Annotated in this window: 23 protein-coding genes and 1 tRNA gene; 18 read left to right on the forward strand and 6 right to left on the reverse strand. The window is 69.7% G+C overall.

The genetic code is table 11. The features are described from left to right. The first annotated feature begins 72 nt into the window (after positions 1-72). Positions 73-375: a NepR family anti-sigma factor gene (locus BLU08_RS08170; protein WP_090197994.1), complete on the forward strand. Its 303-nt coding sequence runs from the start codon at positions 73-75 to the stop codon at positions 373-375. Continuing rightward, positions 375-1,001 (forward strand): sigma-70 family RNA polymerase sigma factor, encoded by a 627-nt coding sequence (locus BLU08_RS08175; RefSeq protein WP_090197999.1) that lies wholly within the window; start codon positions 375-377, stop codon positions 999-1,001. The genes BLU08_RS08170 and BLU08_RS08175 overlap by 1 nt, the downstream gene beginning before the upstream one ends. Positions 1,002-1,079: 78 nt before the next feature. On the opposite strand, the gene BLU08_RS08180 is transcribed toward BLU08_RS08175, so the two are convergent. Together BLU08_RS08180 and BLU08_RS08185 are read right to left on the reverse strand one after the other, a co-directional pair. After that, positions 1,080-1,688: a superoxide dismutase gene (locus tag BLU08_RS08180; protein ID WP_090198003.1), complete on the reverse strand. Its 609-nt coding sequence runs from the start codon at positions 1,686-1,688 to the stop codon at positions 1,080-1,082. A gap of 123 nt (positions 1,689-1,811) precedes the next feature. Beyond that, positions 1,812-3,074 carry a dicarboxylate/amino acid:cation symporter gene (locus BLU08_RS08185; RefSeq protein ID WP_233995909.1) on the reverse strand — a complete coding sequence of 421 codons (1,263 nt, stop codon included), beginning with the start codon at positions 3,072-3,074 and terminating at the stop codon, positions 1,812-1,814. 106 nt (positions 3,075-3,180) lie between these two features. Here BLU08_RS08185 and glmM point away from each other — a divergent pair, with 106 nt between their 5' ends. The 3 genes from glmM to thiD all read left to right on the forward strand — a co-directional run bounded on the left by glmM (position 3,181) and on the right by thiD (position 5,648). Then, positions 3,181-4,518 (forward strand): phosphoglucosamine mutase, encoded by a 1,338-nt coding sequence (gene glmM, locus BLU08_RS08190; RefSeq protein WP_090198011.1) that lies wholly within the window; start codon positions 3,181-3,183, stop codon positions 4,516-4,518. A gap of 9 nt (positions 4,519-4,527) precedes the next feature. Beyond that, positions 4,528-4,752, forward strand: coding sequence for a DUF1272 domain-containing protein (locus tag BLU08_RS08195; RefSeq protein WP_090198016.1), 225 nt, complete (start codon positions 4,528-4,530; stop codon positions 4,750-4,752). 83 nt (positions 4,753-4,835) lie between these two features. Beyond that, entirely contained in the window at positions 4,836-5,648 is an 813-nt protein-coding gene (thiD, locus tag BLU08_RS08200) for a bifunctional hydroxymethylpyrimidine kinase/phosphomethylpyrimidine kinase (RefSeq protein WP_090198023.1), read from the forward strand. A gap of 93 nt (positions 5,649-5,741) precedes the next feature. Here thiD and BLU08_RS08205 read toward each other — a convergent pair whose 3' ends face one another. Continuing rightward, positions 5,742-6,626: an LOG family protein gene (locus tag BLU08_RS08205; RefSeq protein ID WP_090198026.1), complete on the reverse strand. Its 885-nt coding sequence runs from the start codon at positions 6,624-6,626 to the stop codon at positions 5,742-5,744. A gap of 270 nt (positions 6,627-6,896) precedes the next feature. Continuing rightward, positions 6,897-6,970, reverse strand: a tRNA-Gln gene (locus tag BLU08_RS08210). Between the two features lie 244 nt (positions 6,971-7,214). Here BLU08_RS08210 and BLU08_RS08215 point away from each other — a divergent pair. Beyond that, positions 7,215-8,549, forward strand: coding sequence for a Ppx/GppA phosphatase family protein (locus tag BLU08_RS08215; RefSeq protein WP_090198029.1), 1,335 nt, complete (start codon positions 7,215-7,217; stop codon positions 8,547-8,549). Beyond that, on the forward strand, positions 8,546-9,211 hold the full coding sequence (locus BLU08_RS08220; protein ID WP_090198034.1) for an RlmE family RNA methyltransferase: 666 nt from the start codon (positions 8,546-8,548) through the stop codon (positions 9,209-9,211). The genes BLU08_RS08215 and BLU08_RS08220 overlap by 4 nt, the downstream gene beginning before the upstream one ends. A gap of 52 nt (positions 9,212-9,263) precedes the next feature. On the opposite strand, the gene BLU08_RS08225 is transcribed toward BLU08_RS08220, so the two are convergent. Next, positions 9,264-9,968 (reverse strand): cytochrome c family protein, encoded by a 705-nt coding sequence (locus BLU08_RS08225; RefSeq protein ID WP_090198037.1) that lies wholly within the window; start codon positions 9,966-9,968, stop codon positions 9,264-9,266. Between the two features lie 119 nt (positions 9,969-10,087). On the opposite strand from BLU08_RS08225, the gene BLU08_RS08230 reads away from it, so the two are divergent. From BLU08_RS08230 to bla, 9 genes are all read left to right on the forward strand, one after another. Beyond that, on the forward strand, positions 10,088-10,981 hold the full coding sequence (locus tag BLU08_RS08230; protein ID WP_090198040.1) for a prephenate dehydratase: 894 nt from the start codon (positions 10,088-10,090) through the stop codon (positions 10,979-10,981). 70 nt (positions 10,982-11,051) lie between these two features. Beyond that, positions 11,052-11,768 carry a hypothetical protein gene (locus BLU08_RS08235; protein WP_090198045.1) on the forward strand — a complete coding sequence of 239 codons (717 nt, stop codon included), beginning with the start codon at positions 11,052-11,054 and terminating at the stop codon, positions 11,766-11,768. After that, a complete protein-coding gene (locus tag BLU08_RS08240) occupies positions 11,765-13,054 on the forward strand; it encodes a DUF4350 domain-containing protein (protein ID WP_090198048.1) in 1,290 nt (429 codons plus the stop codon). Before BLU08_RS08235 ends, BLU08_RS08240 begins: the two co-directional genes overlap by 4 nt. Beyond that, positions 13,051-14,013 carry a MoxR family ATPase gene (locus BLU08_RS08245; RefSeq protein ID WP_233995910.1) on the forward strand — a complete coding sequence of 321 codons (963 nt, stop codon included), beginning with the start codon at positions 13,051-13,053 and terminating at the stop codon, positions 14,011-14,013. The genes BLU08_RS08240 and BLU08_RS08245 overlap by 4 nt, the downstream gene beginning before the upstream one ends. A 4-nt stretch (positions 14,014-14,017) precedes the next feature. Next, entirely contained in the window at positions 14,018-15,373 is a 1,356-nt protein-coding gene (locus BLU08_RS08250) for a DUF58 domain-containing protein (protein WP_090198054.1), read from the forward strand. A 10-nt stretch (positions 15,374-15,383) separates the two neighbouring features. Then, entirely contained in the window at positions 15,384-16,448 is a 1,065-nt protein-coding gene (locus BLU08_RS08255) for a stage II sporulation protein M (protein ID WP_090198058.1), read from the forward strand. Continuing rightward, entirely contained in the window at positions 16,445-17,407 is a 963-nt protein-coding gene (locus BLU08_RS08260) for an RDD family protein (RefSeq protein ID WP_090198061.1), read from the forward strand. The genes BLU08_RS08255 and BLU08_RS08260 overlap by 4 nt, the downstream gene beginning before the upstream one ends. Continuing rightward, the gene (locus BLU08_RS08265) at positions 17,404-17,625 is read left to right on the forward strand and encodes a hypothetical protein (RefSeq protein WP_090198064.1); all 222 of its coding nucleotides are present in this window, start codon (positions 17,404-17,406) and stop codon (positions 17,623-17,625) included. The genes BLU08_RS08260 and BLU08_RS08265 overlap by 4 nt, the downstream gene beginning before the upstream one ends. Continuing rightward, positions 17,622-18,551, forward strand: coding sequence for a class A beta-lactamase (gene bla / locus BLU08_RS08270; RefSeq protein ID WP_090198068.1), 930 nt, complete (start codon positions 17,622-17,624; stop codon positions 18,549-18,551). Before BLU08_RS08265 ends, bla begins: the two co-directional genes overlap by 4 nt. Before the next feature lie 36 nt (positions 18,552-18,587). On the opposite strand, the gene BLU08_RS08275 is transcribed toward bla, so the two are convergent. Next, a complete protein-coding gene (locus BLU08_RS08275) occupies positions 18,588-19,703 on the reverse strand; it encodes an isoaspartyl peptidase/L-asparaginase family protein (RefSeq protein ID WP_090198070.1) in 1,116 nt (371 codons plus the stop codon). 62 nt (positions 19,704-19,765) lie between these two features. Here BLU08_RS08275 and BLU08_RS08280 point away from each other — a divergent pair, with 62 nt between their 5' ends. Continuing rightward, positions 19,766-20,725 (forward strand): SDR family NAD(P)-dependent oxidoreductase, encoded by a 960-nt coding sequence (locus BLU08_RS08280; protein ID WP_090198073.1) that lies wholly within the window; start codon positions 19,766-19,768, stop codon positions 20,723-20,725. Between the two features lie 90 nt (positions 20,726-20,815). After that, positions 20,816-21,991, forward strand: coding sequence for a flavodoxin-dependent (E)-4-hydroxy-3-methylbut-2-enyl-diphosphate synthase (gene ispG / locus BLU08_RS08285; protein ID WP_090198076.1), 1,176 nt, complete (start codon positions 20,816-20,818; stop codon positions 21,989-21,991). Positions 21,992-22,029: the final 38 nt, after the last annotated feature.

Here is a 22,029-nt window from a genome sequence, read left to right on the forward strand (position 1 = left end):
ACGGAAGCAACAGGGCGGAGGGGCCGATAACGCAAGGCGCGCCAACCGGGATCGAGGAAACCAGATACGCATATGGCGTCACAGGAAACATCACGCGAGGCCGGGGCCGCAGCGCGCGGCCGGCCTGCATCCGGCCGGCAGCAGGGCGGCGAGACAGGCAGGGCGGCGGACAAGCCCGACGAACCGTGCGCCGCGGCGCAGCCGCGGGGGAAGCCGGACTGGAGCCACGGGCTCAGGCAGCTTTACGATTCGGTGCTCGAGGAAGACCTTCCCGACAGTTTCAAGGACCTGCTCGACCGGCTTGACGAAAGCGATCCGGGCGGAGCCGACAAAGGCCCGCCCGACCAGCCCCCTTCGCGGGGGAGCGGAGCATGATGGCCGACAGGAAAAAGAAGAAAATCGAACGCACGCCCGCCGAAAAGGCCGAATTCAAGCGCGAGCTGACCGAGGTCGTGCCGCACCTGCGCGCCTTTGCGCGGGGCCTGTGCGGGCGCCCCGACATGGCCGACGACCTGGTGCAGGAAACCCTGCTCAAGGCCTGGGCCGCGCAGGAACGTTTCGAACCCGGCACCTCGATGCGCGCCTGGACCTTCGTGATCCTGCGGAACGCCTATCTCACCGACATGCGGCGCAACCGTTTTCGCGGCGAGTATGACGAGGGCGTGGCCGAACGCATCCTGACCGCGCCCGCCGGGCAGGAAGAGCCGCTGCACCTGTCCGACATGCACCGCGCCCTCCTTACCCTCCCGCCCGAACGGCGCGAGGCCTTGCTGCTGGTGGGAGCAGGCGGTTTTTCCTACGAGGAAGCCGCGCAGATCTGCGGCTGTGCGGTCGGCACGATCAAGAGCCGGGTGGGCCGCGCCCGCGCCGCGCTCAACTCGATGCTCGCCGACGGGGACATCCCCAAGCGCTCGATCGACGACGAGACCGCACACCGCGCCATCCTCGAGGAGCTCGACGATGTCGCGGCCGGCAAGGGCGTCGCCGCCGCCAAGGGCTGAGGCCTTCCCGCCGGCACCAACGAAAAGGGCCTGCGCGCAGGATGTGCGGCAGGCCCTTTCCGTTTCGCGCCGGGAAACTCAGGCGTAGGTCCAGGTCGACCCGCGCTCGAGATTCTCGCTCGCGAACTTCCAGTTGAGCTTGCCGTCGACGACCGCGTCGAGATAGCTCGGCCGCTTGTTCTGGTGGTCGAGGTAATAGGCGTGCTCCCACACGTCGATCGTCAGCAGCGGGTTGAATTCGCTGTCCGCGAGCGTGTCGGCGTCGTGCGATTCCTCGATCGAGAGCTTGCCGCCCTTTTCCGCGAGCCACACCCAGCCGGACGCGAAATGACCCGCGCCGCGTTCCTTCAGCGCCTTCTTCAGCTCGTCCATCGAACCGAAGGCCTCGTCGATCTTGGTCTTGAGCTCGGCCGAGGGCTCCCCGCCGTCGGGCGACAGCGAGTTCCAGTAGAAGCCATGGTTCCATGTCTGGGCGGAATTGTTGAACAGGCCCGCGCTGCTCCCGCGCGCGGCGGCGATGACCGCTTCGAGCGACTTGCCGTCATGATCGGTGCCCTCGATCGCGGCGTTGGTCTTGTCGACATAGGCCTGGTGATGCTTGCCGTGATGGAAGGCCAGCGTCTCGGCCGAGATCGCGGGGTCGAGCGCGTCGGGCGCATAGGGAAGCGGACTCAATTGGAAAGCCATAATTCCTCCGGTGGGTTTCAAGGGATGAACAGGTGACGGGTCGATAGCACCAACGCGCGCGGGCGCGAAGGGTTGCAAACACGCAGTTGCGGATCGCGCAGTCGGTCTTGCTTCATGTGCGCGTCACCGGCCGGTCCGGTCGACCGCGCTGGTGACGGCGAGGTTCATGGTCACGTTCGCCAGCGTTCGCACGATGTCGGGCAGCATCTCGACCGCGACCAGCAGCGCGAGCGGTTCGATCGGCACGCCCATGGCGAGCGCGATGGGACCGATCGAGACGACGAAGCTGATCGATCCGGGTAGGCTCACCGATCCGACCGAAATGACGAGCGCCACCATGATCCCCGCCCCGGCGGCGGCCGGGGTGATTTCGACGCCCGCGAGCGCCGCGACATAGAGCGCGACGGCCATGTTCATCGCCGGGCTCGTCGCGCGGAAGATCGCGACGGCAAGCGGCAGGACGAATTCCGCCGTCGCCGCCCTGAGGCCGAGGCGCGAGGCCGAATCGAGCATTGCCGGAAGGCTCGCGAGCGAGCTCTGGGTCGAGACCGCCACCGCCTGCGCCGGGAGCGCGGCGCGCGCGAACCGCCACGGCGAAACCCCGCCCAGCACCGCCGCAAGGGCATAGGCGAGCAGCACCACGAACCCGCCCATCGCCGAGACGACGAGGATGTAATGCGCCAGCGCCGCGAAGGCGCCGCTCCCGCTCCTGAGGCCGACGCCGAAAGCGAGCGCGAACACCCCCGCCGGCGCGACCCACAGCACCCAGCCGATGATGAGCAGCATCGCATTGGCCAGCGCATGGAAGAAGCCGAGCAGCCGCTCGCCCTGCTCTTCCGGCAGGCGGGTGACGGCGACGGCGAACAGGGCGAAGAAGATCGTCAGCGGCAGCATCGCGGTTTCTGCCGCCGCCGCGACGAGGTTGGGCGCGACGAGGCTGGCGAGGAAATCGAGGATGCCCGGCACCTCCTGCGGCTGCCCCGCGTCACTGGCGAGAAAGCCCGAGGCGCCCGGCGGGATCGGGAAGGCATCGAGCACCAGCGGCAGGGCCAGCGCGGTGAACGCCCCGCCCGCGACCAGCACGCCGAGGACCAGCAGCAGGAACCGGCGCGCGGCCCGTCCCGCGCTCGCCGCCCGCACCATCTGCGAGAGGCCGAGCACCAGGAGCGAGGCGACCAGCGGGATGATCGTCATCTGGAGGGCGCGCAGCCACAGCGTGCCCACGAGCGCCAGCGCGTCGCGCAGCCAGTCCGGCAGCCCGCTTTCCGCCAGCACCACCCCGCCCGCGAGCCCGGCGACGAGCGCCGCGAAGGTCAGCACCACCGGCAGGCGGATCGTCACCAGTTCGTAAGGTTGCCCGCCCGCGGGCCGCGCTGCTTCGCTCAAGGAAATCCGTCCGTTTTCAAGGTTACCGCCCTTCCCTTCGCGCGATAACCACGCCATGACCCGCTTGGCAATCGAGCGAGACCGCAAGCGAGGGGCAAGTCCGCACATGGCACGCAGGTTTTTCGGCACCGACGGGATCCGGGGGCGCACCAATGCCGGGGTGATGACCGCGGCGACGGCGATGCGCGTCGGGCAGGCGGCCGGCACCCATTTCGTGCGCGGCGGGCATCGCCACCGCGTCGTGATCGGCAAGGACACGCGCCTGTCGGGCTACATGATGGAAAGCGCGCTGGTGGCGGGCTTCACCAGTGTCGGCATGGACGTCATCATGACCGGGCCGCTCCCCACCCCCGCGATCGCGCTGCTCACCCGCGACATGCGGGCCGATCTCGGCGTCATGATCTCGGCCAGCCACAACCTCTTTCCCGACAACGGGATCAAGCTGTTCGGCCCCGACGGGTTCAAGCTGTCGGACGAGACCGAGGCCGAGATCGAGCGGCTGATGGAGGCCGAACCGCGGCTCGCCCCCGCCGAAGGGATCGGCCGCGCCCGCCGGATCGAGGATGCGCGCGGGCGCTACATCCATGCGGTCAAACGGTCGATCGGAAGCGACGTGCGCTTCGACGGGCTCAAGGTGGTGGTCGATTGCGCCCATGGCGCGGCCTACCAGGTCGCCCCTTCCGCGATCTGGGAACTGGGCGCGGAAGTCGTCACTCTCGGCGTCGCGCCCAACGGGACGAACATCAACGACCGCGTCGGCTCGACCGCGATCGAGGCGCTGCAGGCCAGGGTGGTGGAGGAAGGCGCGGATCTCGGCATCGCGCTCGATGGCGATGCCGACCGCCTGATCGTGGTCGACGAGAAAGGCAGCGCGGTCGACGGGGACCAGATCATGGCCCTGATCGCGACCCGGATGCACGAGAAAGGCGCACTCACCGGCGGCGGCGTCGTCGCCACCGTGATGAGCAATCTCGGGCTCGAACGCCACCTTGCCGGGATCGGCCTGACGCTCGAACGGACCAAGGTCGGCGACCGCTACGTGCTCGAGAGAATGCGCGCGGGCGGATACAATGTCGGCGGGGAGCAGTCGGGCCACATGATCCTGCTCGACCACGCGACCACCGGCGACGGAACCGTGGCGGCGCTGCGCGTTCTCACCAGCCTCGTGCGCGAGGGCCGCCCGGCGAGCGAGATCCTGCACCAGTTCGATCCCGTCCCGCAGCTGCTCAGGAACGTGCGTTACGACGGCGGTGCCCCGCTCGATGCCGCCAGTGTCAAGTCCGCCATCGCCGAGGCGGAGCGCGTCCTCGAAGGGCATGGCCGGCTGGTCATCCGCCCCTCGGGCACCGAGCCCGTCATCCGCGTCATGGCCGAAGGCGACGACCCGGACGAGGTCGAGCAGGTGGTCGAAAGCGTGTGCGAAGCCGTCCGGCAGGCGGCCTGAGCGGCGGCGATGCTGGAAATGCGCCCCGATTGCGAGCGCTGCGGCACGGACCTCCCCGCCGAGGTGCCGGGCGCGTTCATCTGCAGCTTCGAATGCACCTTCTGCGCCGCTTGCGCCGAAGCGCTCGACGACCTGTGCCCCAATTGCCGCGGCGAGCTGATGGACCGGCCGACCCGGGCGAAGGCGCTGCACGCGGAATTCCCGCCCTCGACAAGGCGGCGGTTCGGGGGCTGATCCGGCTTCATGCCGGCGAAGTCGGGCCGCAGCCGCGCCATCGGCTCTCGACTTCGCGCGAGGCGAAGGGATAGGGGAAGGCGATGAGCACCAGACCTCCCCCCCGCATCCTCTCGATCGCCGGGTCCGATTCATCGGGCGGCGCGGGGATCCAGGCCGATCTCAAGACCATCGCCATGCTCGGCGGCTACGGCATGACCGCGATCACCGCCGCGACCGCGCAGAACAGCACCGGCGTGCAGGCGATCACGCCCCTGTCCGGCCCTTTCGTGGCCGAGCAGATCCGTTCGTGCATCCGCGACATCGGGGTCGATGCGATCAAGATCGGGATGCTCCACGATGCCGATATCATCGCCCATGTCGCCGGGGCGCTGGAAGAGGTGGACAGCCGCGTGCCGCTGGTGCTCGATCCCGTCATGGTCGCGACCTCGGGCGCCGCGCTGATCGCCGAGGACGCGGTTGCGGCGATGAAGGAGCGGCTCTTCCCGCGCGCCACACTGGTAACGCCGAACCTGCCCGAACTCGAACACCTTGCCGGGCGCAACCTGCGGACCACCGAACTGGTCGAGGGCGCCGCGCGCGAGCTTGTCGCGGGATACGGCTGCGCGGTGCTGGCGAAGGGCGGGCATACCGAGGACGCGCGGATCATCGACATCCTGATCCCGACCGAAGGCCGCTCGGTCCAGTTCGACCATGCCCGGATCGACACGCGCCACACCCACGGGACGGGCTGCACGCTGTCCTCGGCCATCGCCACGCTGATCGGGCACGGACAGAGCCTGGAACACGCGGCGAGGCTCGCGCGGCGTTTCGTGGTCGAGGCGATCCGGCAGGCGCCCGGCTACGGCGCGGGTAGCGGGCCGCTCGGCCACCAAGCGGTGCGGCGGCTGGACTAGGCAATCCTTGCGTGGGTGCGGTTCCGGCATCCGCCGGAACCCCGGGGCGGGGGAGAGGGCGGCTCGGCAGCGCGCAAGCGCCGCAAGAGAAGGTCAGCGCTTCAGTTCGTAGAATTCCGCGACGTGTTCCCACGCGTCCTCGGCCGTCTCGCACCAGTGGAACAGGTCGAGGTCGCGCTTCGAGATGGTGCCCTCCTCGGCCAGCGCCTCGAAGTCGATCACGCGGGTCCAGAAATCGCGCCCGAACAGGAGGATCGGGATCGGCTTCATCTTGCCCGTCTGCACGAGGGTCAGAAGCTCGAAGAATTCGTCGAAGGTCCCGAAACCGCCCGGGAACACCGCCACCGCGCGCGCCCGCAGGAGGAAGTGCATCTTCCTGAGCGCGAAATAGTGGAACTGGAAGCTGAGATAGGGCGTGACGTAGCTGTTGGGCGCCTGTTCGTGCGGCAACACGATGTTGAGCCCGATCGATTCGCTCCCCGCATCAGAGGCCCCGCGATTGCCCGCTTCCATGATCGAGGGCCCGCCGCCGGTGGTGACGACGAATTGCCGCAGGCCGTCCTCGATGATCGCCTTTTCCGAAACCAGGCGGGCGAGGCGATAGGCCTCGTCGTAATATTTCGCCTTTTCGGCAAGGCGGCGGGCGACCTTGCGTTCGAATTCGTCGCCTTCCTCGGCCGCCTCCAGACGGGCCTCGACCTGCGCGGGTGCGGGGATGCGGGCCGAGCCGTACATCACCAGCGTCGATCCCACCCGCGCCTCGTCGAGCAGCATTTCGGGCTTCAGCAGTTCGAGCTGGAACCGCACGGGCCGCAGTTCGTCGCGCAGCAGGAAATCGGTGTCGCGGAAGGCGAGCTTGTAGGCCGGATGCTCGGTCTGGGGGGTGCGGTCCGGGTTCTCGTCGGCGAAGCGGCTTTCCTCGCCGGCGCGGTAGAAGCGGCGATCCCGGAGGTCGCGGTCGGGGTGCGTGTCGTTCATCGCGCCTGCCCCTAGGGCCAAGCCCGCCCCCCGGCAAGCCGCCTCCAGCCGCGCAGCACGCAATTTGACGAGAGTCATTCTCGGGAGGAAGTTGGGGCCGAAAAGGCTTTGGCGCGCAGGGTTTGCCGGAGGCCGATCCAACCGCCCCGGGGCTCTCCTGCAGGACAGGAAAGGGAGCTGCCTCCATGGCTAAGCGGCGACGCGGAAGATGGCCGCTTGCCGCCTATCGCCACCCGGAGCGAACGGCCAGCCCGATTCGAGGCAAAAGACTGGATGCCCCGTGAGGATTCGAACCTCAATTGACGGAGTCAGAGTCCGTAGTCTTACCATTAGACGACGGGGCACCGGTCCGCAGGCGGCGCCTCGGGGCGCGGCTGGCGAACGAGCGCGCTCCCTAGTTTTGCCGCGCCGCAAGGTCAAGGGGGAGATGCCGGGCGGCCGCCCCTCCTTTCGCCCTCTCCCCCCGCCCCGCCCCCGGCGCCCGGGGCCAAGCCCCTCGCTTGCGCGGCCGGGCCTCTTGGTTTAGCCCTGTCGTCAGGTGCCCCGCGCGTCGATCGCGTGCGGGTGAAGCGAGAAGAAGAACACACCATGGCGGATACCTTGCCGCCGGACAGACACAGGAGTGCTGGTAAACAAAGGGGCGACACGTCCGGCAATGTAGCCGATCCACGCTACGCCCGCTCCTTCCAGCCCGACGCCACCGGCGAGCGGCCTTCGCAGGGCCGCGGCGCGCCCCGCTGCCGTACCGGGGACATCGGACACGACAGGCACCGGCCCGGCCGGCGCGACGGCGACGCCCGCAGTCGCCGCGGCGGCCCGGCCGAGCGCGCGCCGCGCGCGAACCCGGCCGCGCCCGGCCCCGCAGGCGCGCCCGCGCGCGGGGCGCTGCGCGGGGAGGCCTATGCCGCGCTCGATCTCGGCACCAACAACTGCCGCCTCCTGATCGCCCGCCCCTCGGGCCGGGACTTCACGGTGATCGACGCCTTCAGCCGGGTGGTGAAGCTGGGCGAGGGACTGGCGACCACGGGGCGGCTGTCGGACGCGGCGATGGACCGCGCGCTGTCGGCGCTCGCGATCTGCGCCGACAAGCTGCGCCGCCGCAATGTCCGCCTCGCCCGTTCGGTCGCGACCGAGGCCTGCCGCCGGGCGGTGAACGGGGCGGAATTCATCGAACGGGTGCGCCGCGAAACCGGCATCGCGCTCGACGTCATCAGCGCCGAGGAAGAGGCACGGCTTGCCGTGCTGGGCTGCCACATCCTGCTCGAGGCGGGCGAGGGCCCGGCGATGATCTTCGACATCGGCGGCGGATCGACCGAACTCGTGCTGCTCGAGGCGGGCGATGCCGCGGGCCGCCGCGTGCCGCGCATCCTCGACTGGCAGTCGGTGCCCTGGGGCGTCGTCTCGCTGACCGACACGGTCGGCCATGACGAGGGGATCGAAGGCGAGGCGGGCCGGGCCGGGCGGCTCGAACGCTATGCGCGGATGCGCGAACTGGTCGCGGACAGCTTCGCCGGGTTCGCCGCGCGGATCGGCGATGCGCCGCGCGCCGACGACATCCGCCTGCTCGGCACCAGCGGGACCGTCACGACCCTGGCGAGCCTGCACCTCGAACTGCCGCAATACGACCGCAAGGCGGTGGACGGGCTGATCGTCTGCTCCGACGACATGCGCGCGATCAGCGCGCGGCTGTCGGGGATGTCCCCGGCGGAACGCTGCAACCTGCCCTGCATCGGCAATGACCGGGCGGACCTCGTGGTGGCGGGCTGCGCGATCCTCGAGACGATCCTCGACCTGTGGCCCGCTGCGCGGCTCGGCGTTGCCGACCGGGGCATACGCGAGGGGATTTTGCGGAGCATGATGGCGGCCGACCGGCAGGGCGAACGCGCGCTGAGGAAGCTGCGCGGCGAAAGACCCGAAAGATGAGCCGCTCCGGCCGCGACCCCGACCGCCGCGTGAAGACCGCACGGGGGCGCAAGGTGTCCTCGACCCGCTGGCTCGAGCGGCAGCTGAACGACCCCTATGTCCAGCGCGCCAAGGCGGAAGGCTATCGCAGCCGCGCGGCCTACAAGCTGATCGAACTCGACGACCGCTTCGCGCTCCTGAATGGCGTGAGGCGCGTGGTCGACCTCGGCATCGCGCCGGGCGGCTGGGCGCAGGTGGTGCGCGCGCGGGCGCCCAGGGCCGAGGTGGTGGGGATCGACCTCCTGCCCGTGGAGCCGATCGAGGGCGTGACGATCTTCGAGCTGGATTTCATGGACGATGCCGCCCCCAAACGGCTCGAGGACGCGCTTGGCGGTCCGCCCGATCTCGTGCTGTCCGACATGGCGGCGAACACTGTGGGGCACAAGCAGACCGACCACCTGCGCACGATGGCGCTCGTCGAGGCGGGTGCGTGGTTCGCGGTGGAGACGCTGGAGAAGGGCGGGGCCTTCGTCGCCAAGGTGCTGGCCGGCGGGACCGATGCGGAACTGCTCGCCCTGCTCAAGCAGCATTTCCGGACGGTGAAGCACGCCAAGCCCCCCGCGAGCCGGAAGGGTTCGTCCGAATGGTACGTGGTGGCGCAGGGGTTCAAGGGCCGCGAGTAGCAACGAAAAGGGGCGCCGCAGCGCCCCTTGCGTCATTCGGATCGCGAAAGGATCAACCCTCGGCGGTTTCCGCCCCGTCTTCGGCCGGATCGGCCCCGTTCTCGGGCTGCTCTTCCCCGCCCTCTTCAGCCGGCGCGGCCTCCTCGGCGGCCGGAGCCTCGGGCTCGGGCTTGGGCGGGGCGCCGCCATTTTCCGCGAGGTACGCCATGACGTTGGCGCGGTCCTCGATGCTGCCGAGGCCGGCGAAGCTCATCGACGTGCCCGACGCGAAATTGCGCGGGGAGGCGAGCCAGTCGCTCATGTTCTCCCACGTCCATTCGCCGCCCTTTTCCTTGAGCGCGCCGGAATAGTTGAAGCCCGGGGCATTGGCCGCGATCGGCTTGCCCATCACGCCGTGGAGATTGGGGCCGACGCCGTTGGGGCCGCCCTCTTCGACATTGTGACAGGACTGGCACTTGGCGAAAACCTTAGCGCCCGCTTCGGGATCGGCATCGGCCAGCACCTGCGCGAGAGTCGGTCCGGCATCAGCCGCGCCCTCTTCCTCGACGCCCTCGACGACATAGCCCATGCGTTCGGTGGGCAGGTCCGAGGGATCGTAGCCATGGAAATACTTGTCGCTGAGGACGCTGAGGCCGAGGCCGACGACACCGGCGAACAGGACCCAGCCCGCAGCGGTGTTGAACAGGTCGCTCGAACCCGATTCGGTCTTGACCGTATCCGCGCCCGACGCCCGATTGGTGTTGTTGTCTTGTGCCATTGCGCGCGTCCCTTACTGACGCCCTCACGCGCGCGCAAGAGCCATGGCGGCATCAGGTCTTGCACCTTTTGCAAGCAGGCTTGCCGGACCTGTCAAGGGGGGCTAGCACCGCTTTCGTCATGCGCAGTTTCCCCGGCCCGGCCCTTGCGATCGTCGATTCGCTGCGCGCCGCGGCCGAGGCCGATCCGGCGCGCGCGATCGCCTTCCAGGGCTCGCCCGGGGCCAATTCGCACCGCGCCGCGATCGAGGCCCGGCCCGATGCCCTGCCGCTGCCCTGCTTCAGCTTCGAGGACGCGCTCGACGCGGTGAAGGACGGGCGCGCGGGCCAGGCGATCATCCCGATCGAGAATTCGCAGCACGGGCGCGTCGCCGACATCCATTTCCTGCTGCCGGAAAGCGGCCTGTCGATCATCGGCGAACATTTCATGGAAATCCATCACGCGCTGATGGCGAAGGGACCCGGTCCGTTCGAGGCGGCCTATTCGCACCCGCAGGCGCTCGGCCAGTCGCGGCTCTACCTGAGGGAGCGCGGGATCGTGCCGCTCTCCCATGCCGACACGGCGGGCGCGGCGGCCTTCGTCGCGGAAAGAAACGATCCGAAGATCGCCGCCATCGCCCCGGCGATCGCGGCGCAGCTCTACGGGCTCGACATCATCGACGAACGGGTCGAGGACAGCCCCGACAACACGACCCGCTTCGTCGTGCTCGCCGCCGATCCGCTCGACCCGGCGCAGCTTGCGGGGGAAGAGGCGATCACGACCTTCGTGTTCGAGGTCCGCAACATCCCCGCCGCGCTCTACAAGACGCTCGGCGGGTTCGCCACGAACGGGGTCAACATGACCAAGCTCGAATCCTACCAGAAGGGCGCGAGCTTTTCGGCGACCATGTTCTACGCCGACATCCACGGCGCGCCGGGCGATCCCGCGGTCGATCGCGCGCTCGAGGAATGTGCTTATTTTTCCAAGGAATTGCGAATCCTCGGCACATATCGGCAAAGCCGGGCGCGGGGCTGACGGGCCGGCGTCGGGAAAGCCCGCGACCATTCTTGCCATGCCCCCCGCCGCGTGCCACCAATCGCGGGGCATGACCGGCGCGGCGCAGACCCTCCCCCCTTCGGCACAGGACAGCGGCGGGACCGGACCGCCCGCCGATCCCGCGAATGTCGCCCCCGAAGGCTGGGAGGAGCTGCGCGGCGCATCCGACATCCAGTTCGCGCCGGTCGAGCTGCCCCAAGTGCGCGAGCGCGAGCCGAGCTGGCTCGACCGGGCGCTCGAAACCGTGTTCGAAGCCCTCGCCGCGATCATCCGGCCGGTCGCCCTGTTCATCGCGGAGTTCTGGTGGATCCTCGCGCTCGTTCTGGCGGCGGCGGTGCTGTTCTTCCTCGCCCGCATCTACGGCCCGCTCGCCCGCGGGGCGGGCACATCGGGGGGGCAGGCGGCAGCACCGGGCAGGCCCGACTGGCGCCCGGACGAGCGCGAGAGCCTTGCCCTGCTCGAGGATGCCGACCGCCTCGCACTCGAAGGCCGCTATGACGAGGCGACGCATCTCCTCCTCAAACGCAGCGTCGGCCAGATCGCCGCCGCCCGGCCCGAATGGGTGGAACCCTCCTCCACCGCGCGCGAGCTCGCCGCGCTTCCCGCCCTCCCCGATGCCGCCCGCGCCGCCTTCGCCGTGGTCGCCGAGCGGGTCGAGCGCAGCCTGTTCGCGCTGCGTTCGCTCGACCGCTCGGACTGGGAAGCGGCGCGCGCGGCCTATGCCGAATTCGCGCTCGCCCGGCTGGGCGGGCGGGAGGCGGCATGAACGCGGCGGCGACCGGCGCGCCCGACGGCACGGGCCGCAACGCCGCGCCCTTCGGCAAGGGCACGGTGTTCGCGGTGCTCGTGGCCGGCTTCCTCGCCTTCCTCGCGCTGCTCTGGTTCCTCTCGGCGGGCGACACCGGCGAGCGCGAGAGCGACGGCGCGGCCCACGCCGTCTCGGTCGGTCTCAACGGCTATGCCGGGCTCGTCCGCCTGCTGGAGGCCGAGGGCCACGAGGTCGAGGTGTCGCGTTCGCCGGGCGAACTCGAAACGGGCGACCTCCTCGTCATCGCGCCCTCGCCTTATGCCGATCCGGAGGAGATCGGCGCGCTGCTCGAAGCGCGGCAATACCGCGGGCCGACGCTGCTCGTCCTGCCGAAATGGCAGGCGAACACCGTGCCGGACCGTGCACCGCGGGAAATCCGCGAAAGGTTCAGGGAAGGCTGGGTCGCGCTGGGCACGGCGTTCGAGACGGCCTGGACCGACGATCTGCCCGCCCCTTACGCCTTCGAGACCGAGATCGAGCAGCTCGAGGAGGACGAGAGCCCGGGCTGGGACGGCTTCGGCCTGGAGGGCGAACTGCCGACCCGCACGATCCGTTTCGCGAAGGAGCAGGATACGCTCGAACCGCTCGTCACCGACGCGGCGGGCCATGTCCTCGCCTTCAACGTGCTGGGCGAGGAAGGGTCCGACTTCTATGACAACGCGCATTTCACGGTGGTGGTGGCCGAACCCGACCTCGTGAACAACTGGGGCCTTGCCGACCCGGCGCGCGCGGCGGCGGCGCTCGAACTGGTGCGCGAGACCGGCTATGGCGAGGACACGCGGGTGGTGTTCGACCTGACGCTCAACGGTTTCAGCGGGGCGCAGAACCTGCTCACCCTCGCCTTCCGGCCGCCTTTCCTCGCCGCGACATTGTGCCTGGTCCTCGCGCTCGTGATAGTCGGCTGGCGCGCCTTCATGCGGTTCGGCGCGGTCGCCGCGGGCGCGCCCGAGACCGGCTTCGGCAAGGCGCGGCTGGTGAGGAACGGCGCCGGGCTGATCGTGCGGGCGAAGCGGATGCGGCTGCTGGCCGCGCCTTACGCGGCGCTAGCCCAGCGCCGGATCGCCCGCCTGCTCGGCGTGAAGCGGGCGCAGGAGGCGGCGATCGACGCCGCGCTGGCCGCGCGCCTGCCGGACGAAACGCCCTTTTCGACCCGCGCCAAGGCCCTGCGCTCGGCCGAGGCCCCCGACGACATTTTGCGCGCCGCCAAGGCGCTCGACGAACTGGCAAGGAAGCTGACGCGATGAGCATGACCCTCGAAGAACTGCGCGACCTGGCGGGCGCCATCCGCGCCGAGATCGCCAAGGCGATCGTCGGGCAGGACGACATGGTGGACCGCCTGCTCGAAGCACTGGTGGCGCAGGGGCACGTCCTGCTCGAAGGGCCGCCCGGCACGGCCAAGACCTTCCTCGCGCAGAGCTTCGCGACCGCGCTGGGCCTCGATTTCGGGCGCATCCAGTTCACCCCCGACCTGCTGCCGGGCGACATTCTCGGCTCCAACCTGTTCAATTTCCAGACCAGCCAGTTCACCCTCACGCGCGGGCCGATCTTCTGCGATCTCCTGCTGGCGGACGAGATCAACCGCACCCCGCCCAAGACGCAGGCCGCGCTGCTCGAGGCGATGCAGGAACGCCGCGTGACGCTGGACGGGGAAACGCACGGCCTGCCCGATCATTTCATGGTGGTCGCGACGCAGAACCCGATCGAGAACCAGGGCGTCTATCCCCTGCCCGAGGCGCAGCTCGACCGCTTCCTGTTCAAGCTGCTGGTGCCCTATCCGAGCGAGGCCGAGGAAGCGCGGATCGTGCGCGACTACGGCCGGCGGCAGGGTCCGCAGCGGCCTGCGGATCTCGGCGTGTCGCCGGTCGCCGACCCGGCGCGGCTCGCGCAGCTTTCCTCCGCGCTCGACCATGTCACCGTGGCCGAGGAGATCACCCATTACGTCGTGCGGCTGGTGCGCGCGACCCGCGACCACGCGGAACTTGTCGTCGGCGCTTCCCCGCGCGCGGCGGTGATGCTCGCCCATGCCGCGCGCGCCCGCGCCGCCCTGCAGGGCCGGGCCTATGTCATCCCCGACGATGTCAAGGCGCTCGCCGTGCCGGTCCTGCGCCACCGCCTGACCCTCTCGCCCGCAGCCGAGATCGAGGGGCGCGAGATGGAGGCGCTCGTCGCCGAACTGGTCGAGAGCACCGAGGCCCCGCGCTGAGCCGATGAACCGCCTGCGCGCCCTCCTCGCCCGTCTCCCGGCCCTGCCGATCGTGCCGACGGTGCGCGCGGCGTGGCTGGTCGCGGGGCTCGCCCCGGTCGCGTTGCTGATCGCCTCGGCCGCGCCCGGTGCATGGATGATTGCTCCCGCGGCCGCGCTCGCGCTGGTGGTTCTGGTGCTGCTCGACGGGCTCGCCGCGGGGCCATGCACGCGGCGCGAGGTCACGGCCCCGGCCGACACCGAGGTCGGGCAGCCCGCGATGATCGAAGTCCATGCCCTGCTCCGCGCGGGTGCCGGCCGACCCGAGGCTGCGCTTGAATTCGATCCCCGGCTCGGCCTTGCCGGACGGGCCGAATTGCAGCTCGCGCCGGGGGAGGAACCCGGCCTGTTCTCGGGCGCGCTCGAACTCGTGCCCGAACGGCGCGGCACGGCCCCCGTCACCCGGCTGTGGCTGCGCTGGACCGGCCCGCTGGGCCTCGGCGCGCGGCAGGTCTCGCAAAGGCTCGGCAGCAAGATCCGCATCTGGCCCGACCTTTCCCCCGTGCGCTCGAAGGAATTGCAGGCCTTCCTGCGCGACGAACGCAGCGGCCTCATCGCCCGGCGCATCCGCGGCGAGGGGACGCAGTTCGAGGCGCTTTCGGAATACGAGCCGGGCATGGACCGCCGCCGCATCGACTGGAAGGCGAGCGCGCGGCACAACCACCTCTATGCGCGCGAGAACGAGGCCGAGCGCAACAACCAGATCGTGTTCGCCTTCGATTGCGGGCAGGCCATGTGCGAGCCGCTGGACGGCCTGCCGCGGATCGACCGGGCGGTCTCCGCCGCGCTCACCTGCGCCTATGTCGCGTTGAAGGGCGGCGACCGCACCGCCCTGTTCGGCTTCGCCCGGCGCCCGCAGCTTATGACCCCCTTCGTCCACGACACGCGCGGCTTCACGCGGCTGCAGAGCGCCGCCGCCGCGCTCGACTACGAAAGCGTCGAGCCCAATTTCACCCTTGCGCTCGCCACCCTGACCGCACGGTTGCAGCGCCGCTCGCTGATCGTGCTGTTTTCCGATTTCACCGATCCGACCGCGGCCCAGCTGATGGTCGAGAGCCTGTCCCGGCTGGTCCGCAAGCACCTCGTCCTGTTCGTGACCTTCGCCGACAGCGAGCTCGAGGCGTTCATCGAGGAAGAGCCGGGCGACATCGCCACGCTCGCCCGCTCGGTCACCGCCGACACGCTCGCGCGGCAGCGCAGCCTCGTGCTGCAGCGCCTGCGCCGCATGGGCGTCGACGTGATCGAGGCGCCGTGGAAAGCGGTCGGATTCGAACTGATCGACCGCTACCTCGCGATTCGCGGCAGCGAGGCGATTGGATGAGAGACGGCGGATGAAGGCTCCCGCGCTCGGATCGTGGTTCTCCCGCCGGGAGATCGAGACTCCCGCCGACATCGCGGGCGCGGCGCTGCGCTCGGACCGCTTCCGGCTGGAGCGCGAGGCCGAATGGCGGCGACTGGACGCGATCGTCACCGCGATGGAGAGAGGCGGCCTCAGGCGCGTGGGGGACGAGGACCTGCTCGCCCTGCCGACGCTCTATCGCACCGCCGCCTCCTCGCTCGCGGTGGCGCGCGAAACCTCGCTCGACGCGGCGACGCTGGCCTATCTCGAAAGCCTCGTCCAGCGCGCCTGGTTCCAGGTCTACGGGCCGCGCAAGGGGCTGTTCGCCTGGCTGCGCGAATTCCTGCTGGGCGGATGGAGCCGCGCGGTGCGGGAGATTTGGCTCGACCTCTCGATCGCGCTGTTCGTCATGGTCTCGGGCACGATCGTCGGCTGGCTGCTGGTGGCCGGGGATTCCGAATGGTTCCACCGCCTCGTCCCCACGAGCCTCGCCGACAGCCGCCGCCCGGGGGCGAGCCGCGCGGAATTGCTGGAAACCCTCGGCGTCGAGGGCGGGACGACGGGATTGTCGAGCTTCGCCGCCTTCCTTTTCAGCAACAACGCGGGCGTGTGCATCCTCGCCTTCGCGCTCGGCTTCGCCTTCGGCATCCCCTCGCTGTTGCTGCTGGTGCACAACACGGCCCTGCTGGGCGCCTTCCTATGGCTGTTCGCGGACGCGGGACTGGGGGTCGAATTCGCCGCCTGGCTGTCGGTCCACGGCACGACCGAGCTGTTCGGCATCCTCCTGTCGGGCGCGGCGGGGCTGCACATCGGCCGTTCGATGGCCTTTCCCGGGACTCGCAGCCTGCTCGCCGCCGCGGCGCAAAGCGGGCGGCGCGGCGCGGTCGTCATGGTGGGCGTCGTCATCATGATGATCATCGCCGCGCTGCTCGAGGCCTTCCCGCGCCAGCTGGTCGGCAGCAGCGAGGGGCGTTTCGCGATCGGGGGGAGCTTGCTCGCCTTCTGGCTCGCCTATTTCTTCCTCTACCGCCCGGCCCCGTCGGACGAGCCGGCATGAGCGCGGCTGCCCGGCCTTCCGGCCCCGCCCGGGCCGACGGCCCCGCCGACCCGCGGGCGAAGCGGCAGCGCAGCCTCGTCACGCCAGAGGGGCTGGCCCTGCCCGTCACCATCGCCTCGCGCGGGAGCCGCATAGCTGCGCTGGCGATCGATTTCATCATCATCCTGTTCGCCCTGTTCGTGATCCAGATCGTCTTCAGCCTGCTGTTCATGGCGGTGCTGGGCGAGAGCCTGGGCAGCGCGGGCGACAGGATCTCGGCGGCGGGCGAGTTCGTGCTGATCCTTGCGATCCTGCTCGTCTTTGCGGCGCGCTACGGGTATTTCCTCGCCTTCGAGCTCGGCCCGCGCGGGGCGACCCCGGGCAAGCGGCTGGTCGGCATCCGCGTCGCCGCGCGGCCGGGGGAAAGCGGGGGCGGCGGGCGGCTCACGCCCGAGGCGGTGATCGCGCGCAACCTCATCCGCGACATCGAACTGTTCATGCCCGTCCTCTTCCTGCTGATGGCGCCATCGGGCGAGCAGGGCAATGCCGGGATCGCCGGGCTGGTCTGGTTCCTGATCTTCATGGCCTTCCCCTTCTTCAACAGGGACGCCCTGCGCGCGGGCGACGTGATCGCGGGAACCTGGGTGGTCGAGGCTCCGCGCACGCGGCTCGCCGAAGCGCTGTCGACGCAGGGAGCCGCGGCCGCCGGGACGAGCGCGGTCACCGGCGCGCGCTACGATTTCGGGGAGGAGGAGCTCTCGGTCTATGGCGAGCGCGAGCTCCAGACGCTTGAACGCATCCTGCGCGAGGACCAGGCCGCGGCGCTCGCATCGGTCCACGCGGCGATCTGCCGCAAGATCGGGTGGGACCCGGGCGCGGGCGACGAGCGCGCCTTCCTCGAGGCCTTCTATGCCCAGCTTCGCGCGAAGCTCGAAGGCGACATGCGGTTCGGCAAGCGCAAGGCGGACAAGTTCTCGTGAGCGGCTTCACCATCGCGCCCGACGACCTGACGAGCGCGGACGTGCTCGACCTGCTTCGCCTGCACCTCGCCGAGATGCATAGCTGGTCGCCCGCCTGCAAGACCGAACCCTTTCGCCCTGCGCTCAGGCTTTACGAAAGCCACGGTTTCGTCGAAAGCGCGGGCTTCGGGCCTTACCTCCCGGACGAATTCAGCCTGTGCATGGAGCGCCGCCTGTGACGATCGATCGACGCGGCTTTATCGCCGGAAGCGCGGCGCTGGGCCTTGCCGCCTGCGTGCCGCCGGACCAGAGCCCGCTCGGGCGGATGCAGGCGAGCCTGCGCCTGATCGAGGCGAAGGCGGGCGGGACGCTGGGCGTCGAGATCCACGAGACGGCGACGGGCGTGTCGGTCGGCCTCAACCGCGACCGGCGCTTCGGGCATTGTTCATCCTTCAAGCTGTCGCTGGCGGCGATGGTGCTGGCGTTGGATGCGGCGGGGGAGATCGACGCGAACCGCCGGGTGACGTGGACGAAGGGCGACCTCATGCCGGTTTCGCCCTTCACCGAAAGGCGGCTGGCCGAGGGCGCGACCCTGCTCGAACTGGCGGAATACACGCAGAAATATTCGGACAACGCGGCGGCGAACATCCTCCTGCGCGAACTCGGCGGCCCGGCGGCGCTGACCGGCTTCTGGCGCAGCATCGGGGACGGGGAAAGCCGGCTCGACCGGTACGAACCCGAACTCAACAACGTGCCCGTCACCGAATACCGCGACACGACGACGCCCGCGGCGATGGCGCGCACCGTGGCGAAGCTCGCCTATGGCGACGTGATGCCCGAGGCCGAGCGCGCAAGGCTGCGGCAATGGATGATCGACACGCCTACCGGCGCGCGGCGGGTGCGCGCGGGGCTCCCCGAAAGCTGGATCGCGGGCGACAAGACCGGCACATCGATCTGGCCCGGGATCGGGTCGAGCTATGTCGACATCGGCTTCGCCCGCCCCCCCGAACATCCGCCGGTCACCTTCGCGGCCTATTACCGGGCGCGCGAAACGCATGACGGGATGGACGAAGGCAGCGAAGCCGCGCTCGCCAGCGTGGGCGAGGTGATCGAGGATTTCGCCGAGCGCGAAGACGGCCTTCCGCTGGTGGGCAACATCTTCTGAAACCCTCCCGTTCCCCTCCCCTCAAGGGAAGGCGCTTCAATGGTCGGGCGTGTTCGATGCGCCCGCTTCCGCCTCGCCGCCGAAGATCGCGACTTCGCTGAGCCCTTCGCTGTTGGCACGGCCGCGATACATGCCGGTGGTGTTGAAGCTGTAGAGCGCGTTGCCTTCCGGCGTGACGAGGATCACCCCGCCATCACCGCCGAGCTGCTTGACCTCGGCCATCACGGCGTCCGCGACCCGCTGCTGCATTTCGGTTCGAAGATCATCGTCGAGCTCGGCGGGTCCGGTTGCGTCGCCATCAGCCATCATCGCGGCGAACGCCTCGGATTCGACGAAGCGAAGCCGCGAGCAGATCTCCTGCGCCACGCCGACCCGGATGAAATATTCGCCCCACCCTGTCGCTGACACGGCACAGCTGCGATTGTCCGCATAGGTCCCCGCGCCGATCACCGGGGCATCGCCGATGCGGCCCCAGCGCTTGCCCGTCATCCCGCCGGTCGAGGTGCCCGCAGCAAGGTTGCCTTGGCTGTCGAGCGCCACCGCGCCCACGGTCCCGAACTTGTGATCGACGTCGAGCGCGGACAGCTCGCGCGCCTTCATCCGTTCAAGCGCCTCGCGCCGCGATTCGGTGGCGAAATATTCGGGCGGGGCGGTTTCGATGCCCTGCGTCGCAGCGAAGCTTTCAGCGCCCTTGCCCATCAGGAAAACGTGTTCGCTCTCGCTCCGCACCGCGTCGGCGAGCAGGATCGGGTTCCTGATCGTCGTCACGCCCGTCACCGCGCCCGCACTGCGGTCGCGCCCGTCCATGATCGAGGCGTCGAGCTCGTTGCGGCCTTCCCAAGTGAACACCGCGCCCTTGCCCGCATTGAACAGCGGCGAATTTTCCATCGGGATGATCGCGGCCTTCACCGCGTCCACCGCGCTGCCGCCGTCCGCCAGCACCGCCGCCCCCGCATCGAGCGCTTCCTGCAAGGCGGCCTCGTATTCGGCGCGGCGTTCCGCCGTCATCCGGTCGGGATCGAGCGTCCCCGCCCCGCCATGGATCGCGATCGACCATTTCGGCTCGTCGGGCGGCATGGCGGATTCCTGTGCGGCAAGCGGAGAGGCAAGGGCGAAAAGCGCGGCGAGCGCGGCGAACATGGCGTTTTTCATGGCCTGGCTGCCTAGCCCAACCCCGCGCAGAATGCCAAGATGCGCTCAGGGGAGAATTCGCGATGACCTACGGCAAGGAAACGACCACCGACGAGGTTCTGGAAGGCAGGGACCTGTCCGGCCTCACCGCCTTCATCACCGGCGGCAATTCGGGGCTGGGCCGGGAAACCGGCCGCGCGCTCGCCAGCAAGGGCGCGCAGGTGGTGCTCGCCGGGCGCGACGAGAAAAAGCTCGCCGCGGCGGCGAAGGCGATCCGCGCGGACACGGGGAGCGAGTCGGTCGAAACGATCGCCTGCGACCTCGCCGACCTTGCGAGCGTGCGCGCCTGCACCGGGGAGGCGCGGGAGCGATTCGCGCGAATCGACCTCCTCATCAACAATGCCGGGGTCATGGCGACGCCCTTCGAACACACGAAGGACGGGTTCGAGCGCCAGTTCGGGACCAATCATCTCGGCCATTTCGCGCTCACCGCGGGGCTGATGCCGCTGATCGAGGCGGCGGCAGGCCGGCCCGGCAGCGGGCGCATCGTCAACCTGTCGAGCCGCGCGCACCAGATGACCGGCGTCGATCTCGACGATCCCCATTTCGAGCGGCGCGAATATGATCCTTGGGCGAGTTACGGCCAGTCCAAGACCGCCAATGTCCTGTTCACCGTCGCGCTCGAAAACCGGTTCGGCGCGAAGGGCATCCACGCCTATGCGGTCCATCCCGGCGGGATCGACACCAATCTCGGCCGGCACCTGACCACGGAAATGGCACAGGGCCTGATGCAGTACATCAGCAAGAACGATCCCGGTTACTCGTGGAAATCGATCCCGCAAGGCGCGGCGACCAGCGTCTGGGCCGCGACCAGCGAGACGATCGAGGGACGCGGCGGCTTCTATTGCGAGGACTGCCGGGAGGCCGCGATCGAGGCGGAGGCGACCGATCGCGGCGTGCGCCCCTACGCCCTCGACCCGGATACGGCCGCGCGGCTGTGGGACATGAGCGAGCGCATGACGGGCGTCAGCTTCCCCGCATAGCCTTCGGGCAAATCGCGCGGCCGGGCGCAGGGGGCTCGCGCGCCCAAGCATGTCATTGCCCCGCAACGCCCGGATGTTTATATCGGGCGCATGTCTGTGAGACCCTGGCGCGATATCGAGCGGCGCAAATGCCGGCAGATCATGGTGGGCAACGTGCCCGTGGGCGGCGACGCCCCGATCACGGTGCAGACCATGACCAACACCCCGACCGAGGACGTGAAGGCGACGGTCGACCAGATCCGCCGCTGCGAGGATGTCGGCTGCGACATCATCCGCGTCTCCTGCCCGACCGAGGAATCGACCCGGGCCTTCCGCCAGATCACCCGCGCGGCGCGCATCCCGGTCGTCGCCGACATCCATTTCCACTACAAGCGCGCGCTCGAGGCGGCCGATGCGGGCGCGGCGTGCCTGCGCATCAACCCCGGCAATATCGGCTCGGCCGACCGCGTCGCCGAGGTCGTGCGCGCGGCCAAGGCGAACGGCTGCGCGATCCGCATCGGGGTCAACGCGGGCAGCCTCGAGAAAGACCTGCTCGAAAAATACGGCGAGCCCTGCCCCGAAGCGCTGATCGAAAGCGCGCTCGACCACATCAAGCTGTTGCAGGACCACGACTTCCACGAATTCAAGGTCGCGGTGAAGGCGTCCGACGTCTTCCTCGCGGTTGCAGCCTATCACGGGCTTGCCGACGCGGTCGATTGCCCGCTGCATCTCGGCATAACCGAGGCGGGCGGGCTGATCGGCGGGACGGTGAAATCGTCGATCGGCATGGGCTCGCTGCTGTGGGCCGGGATCGGCGACACGATCCGCGTCTCGCTTTCCGCCGAACCGGAGGAAGAGATCAAGGTCGGCTACGAGATGCTGAAGGCGCTCGGCCTTCGCACCCGCGGCGTGCGCGTCGTCTCCTGCCCGTCCTGCTCGCGGCAGGGCTTCGACGTGATCCGCACCGTCGAAACGCTCGAAAAGCGGCTCGAACACATCAAGACCCCGATGAGCCTCTCGGTGCTCGGCTGCGTCGTCAACGGTCCGGGCGAAGCGCGCGAGACCGATATCGGCCTGACCGGCGGCGGCAACGGGAAGCACATGGTGTACCTGTCGGGCGTCAAGGCGCACGCGATCGACGACGAGGCCATGCTCGACCACATCGTGCGCCTGGTCGAGGAAAAGGCCGCCGCGATCGAGGCGGGCGAGGCGGTGGCCTTCGATCCGCACGCGCCCCAGGCGGAGCCGGAGCCGGAGCCGGCGCCGACTCCCGAAGCCGCCGAGTAAGGTGGCCGGGCGCCCCGCCCTTGCGCCTCCCCGGGCCA

This window comes from Erythrobacter sp. HL-111 (assembly GCF_900105095.1).
Taxonomy (GTDB): Bacteria; Pseudomonadota; Alphaproteobacteria; order Sphingomonadales; family Sphingomonadaceae; genus Erythrobacter.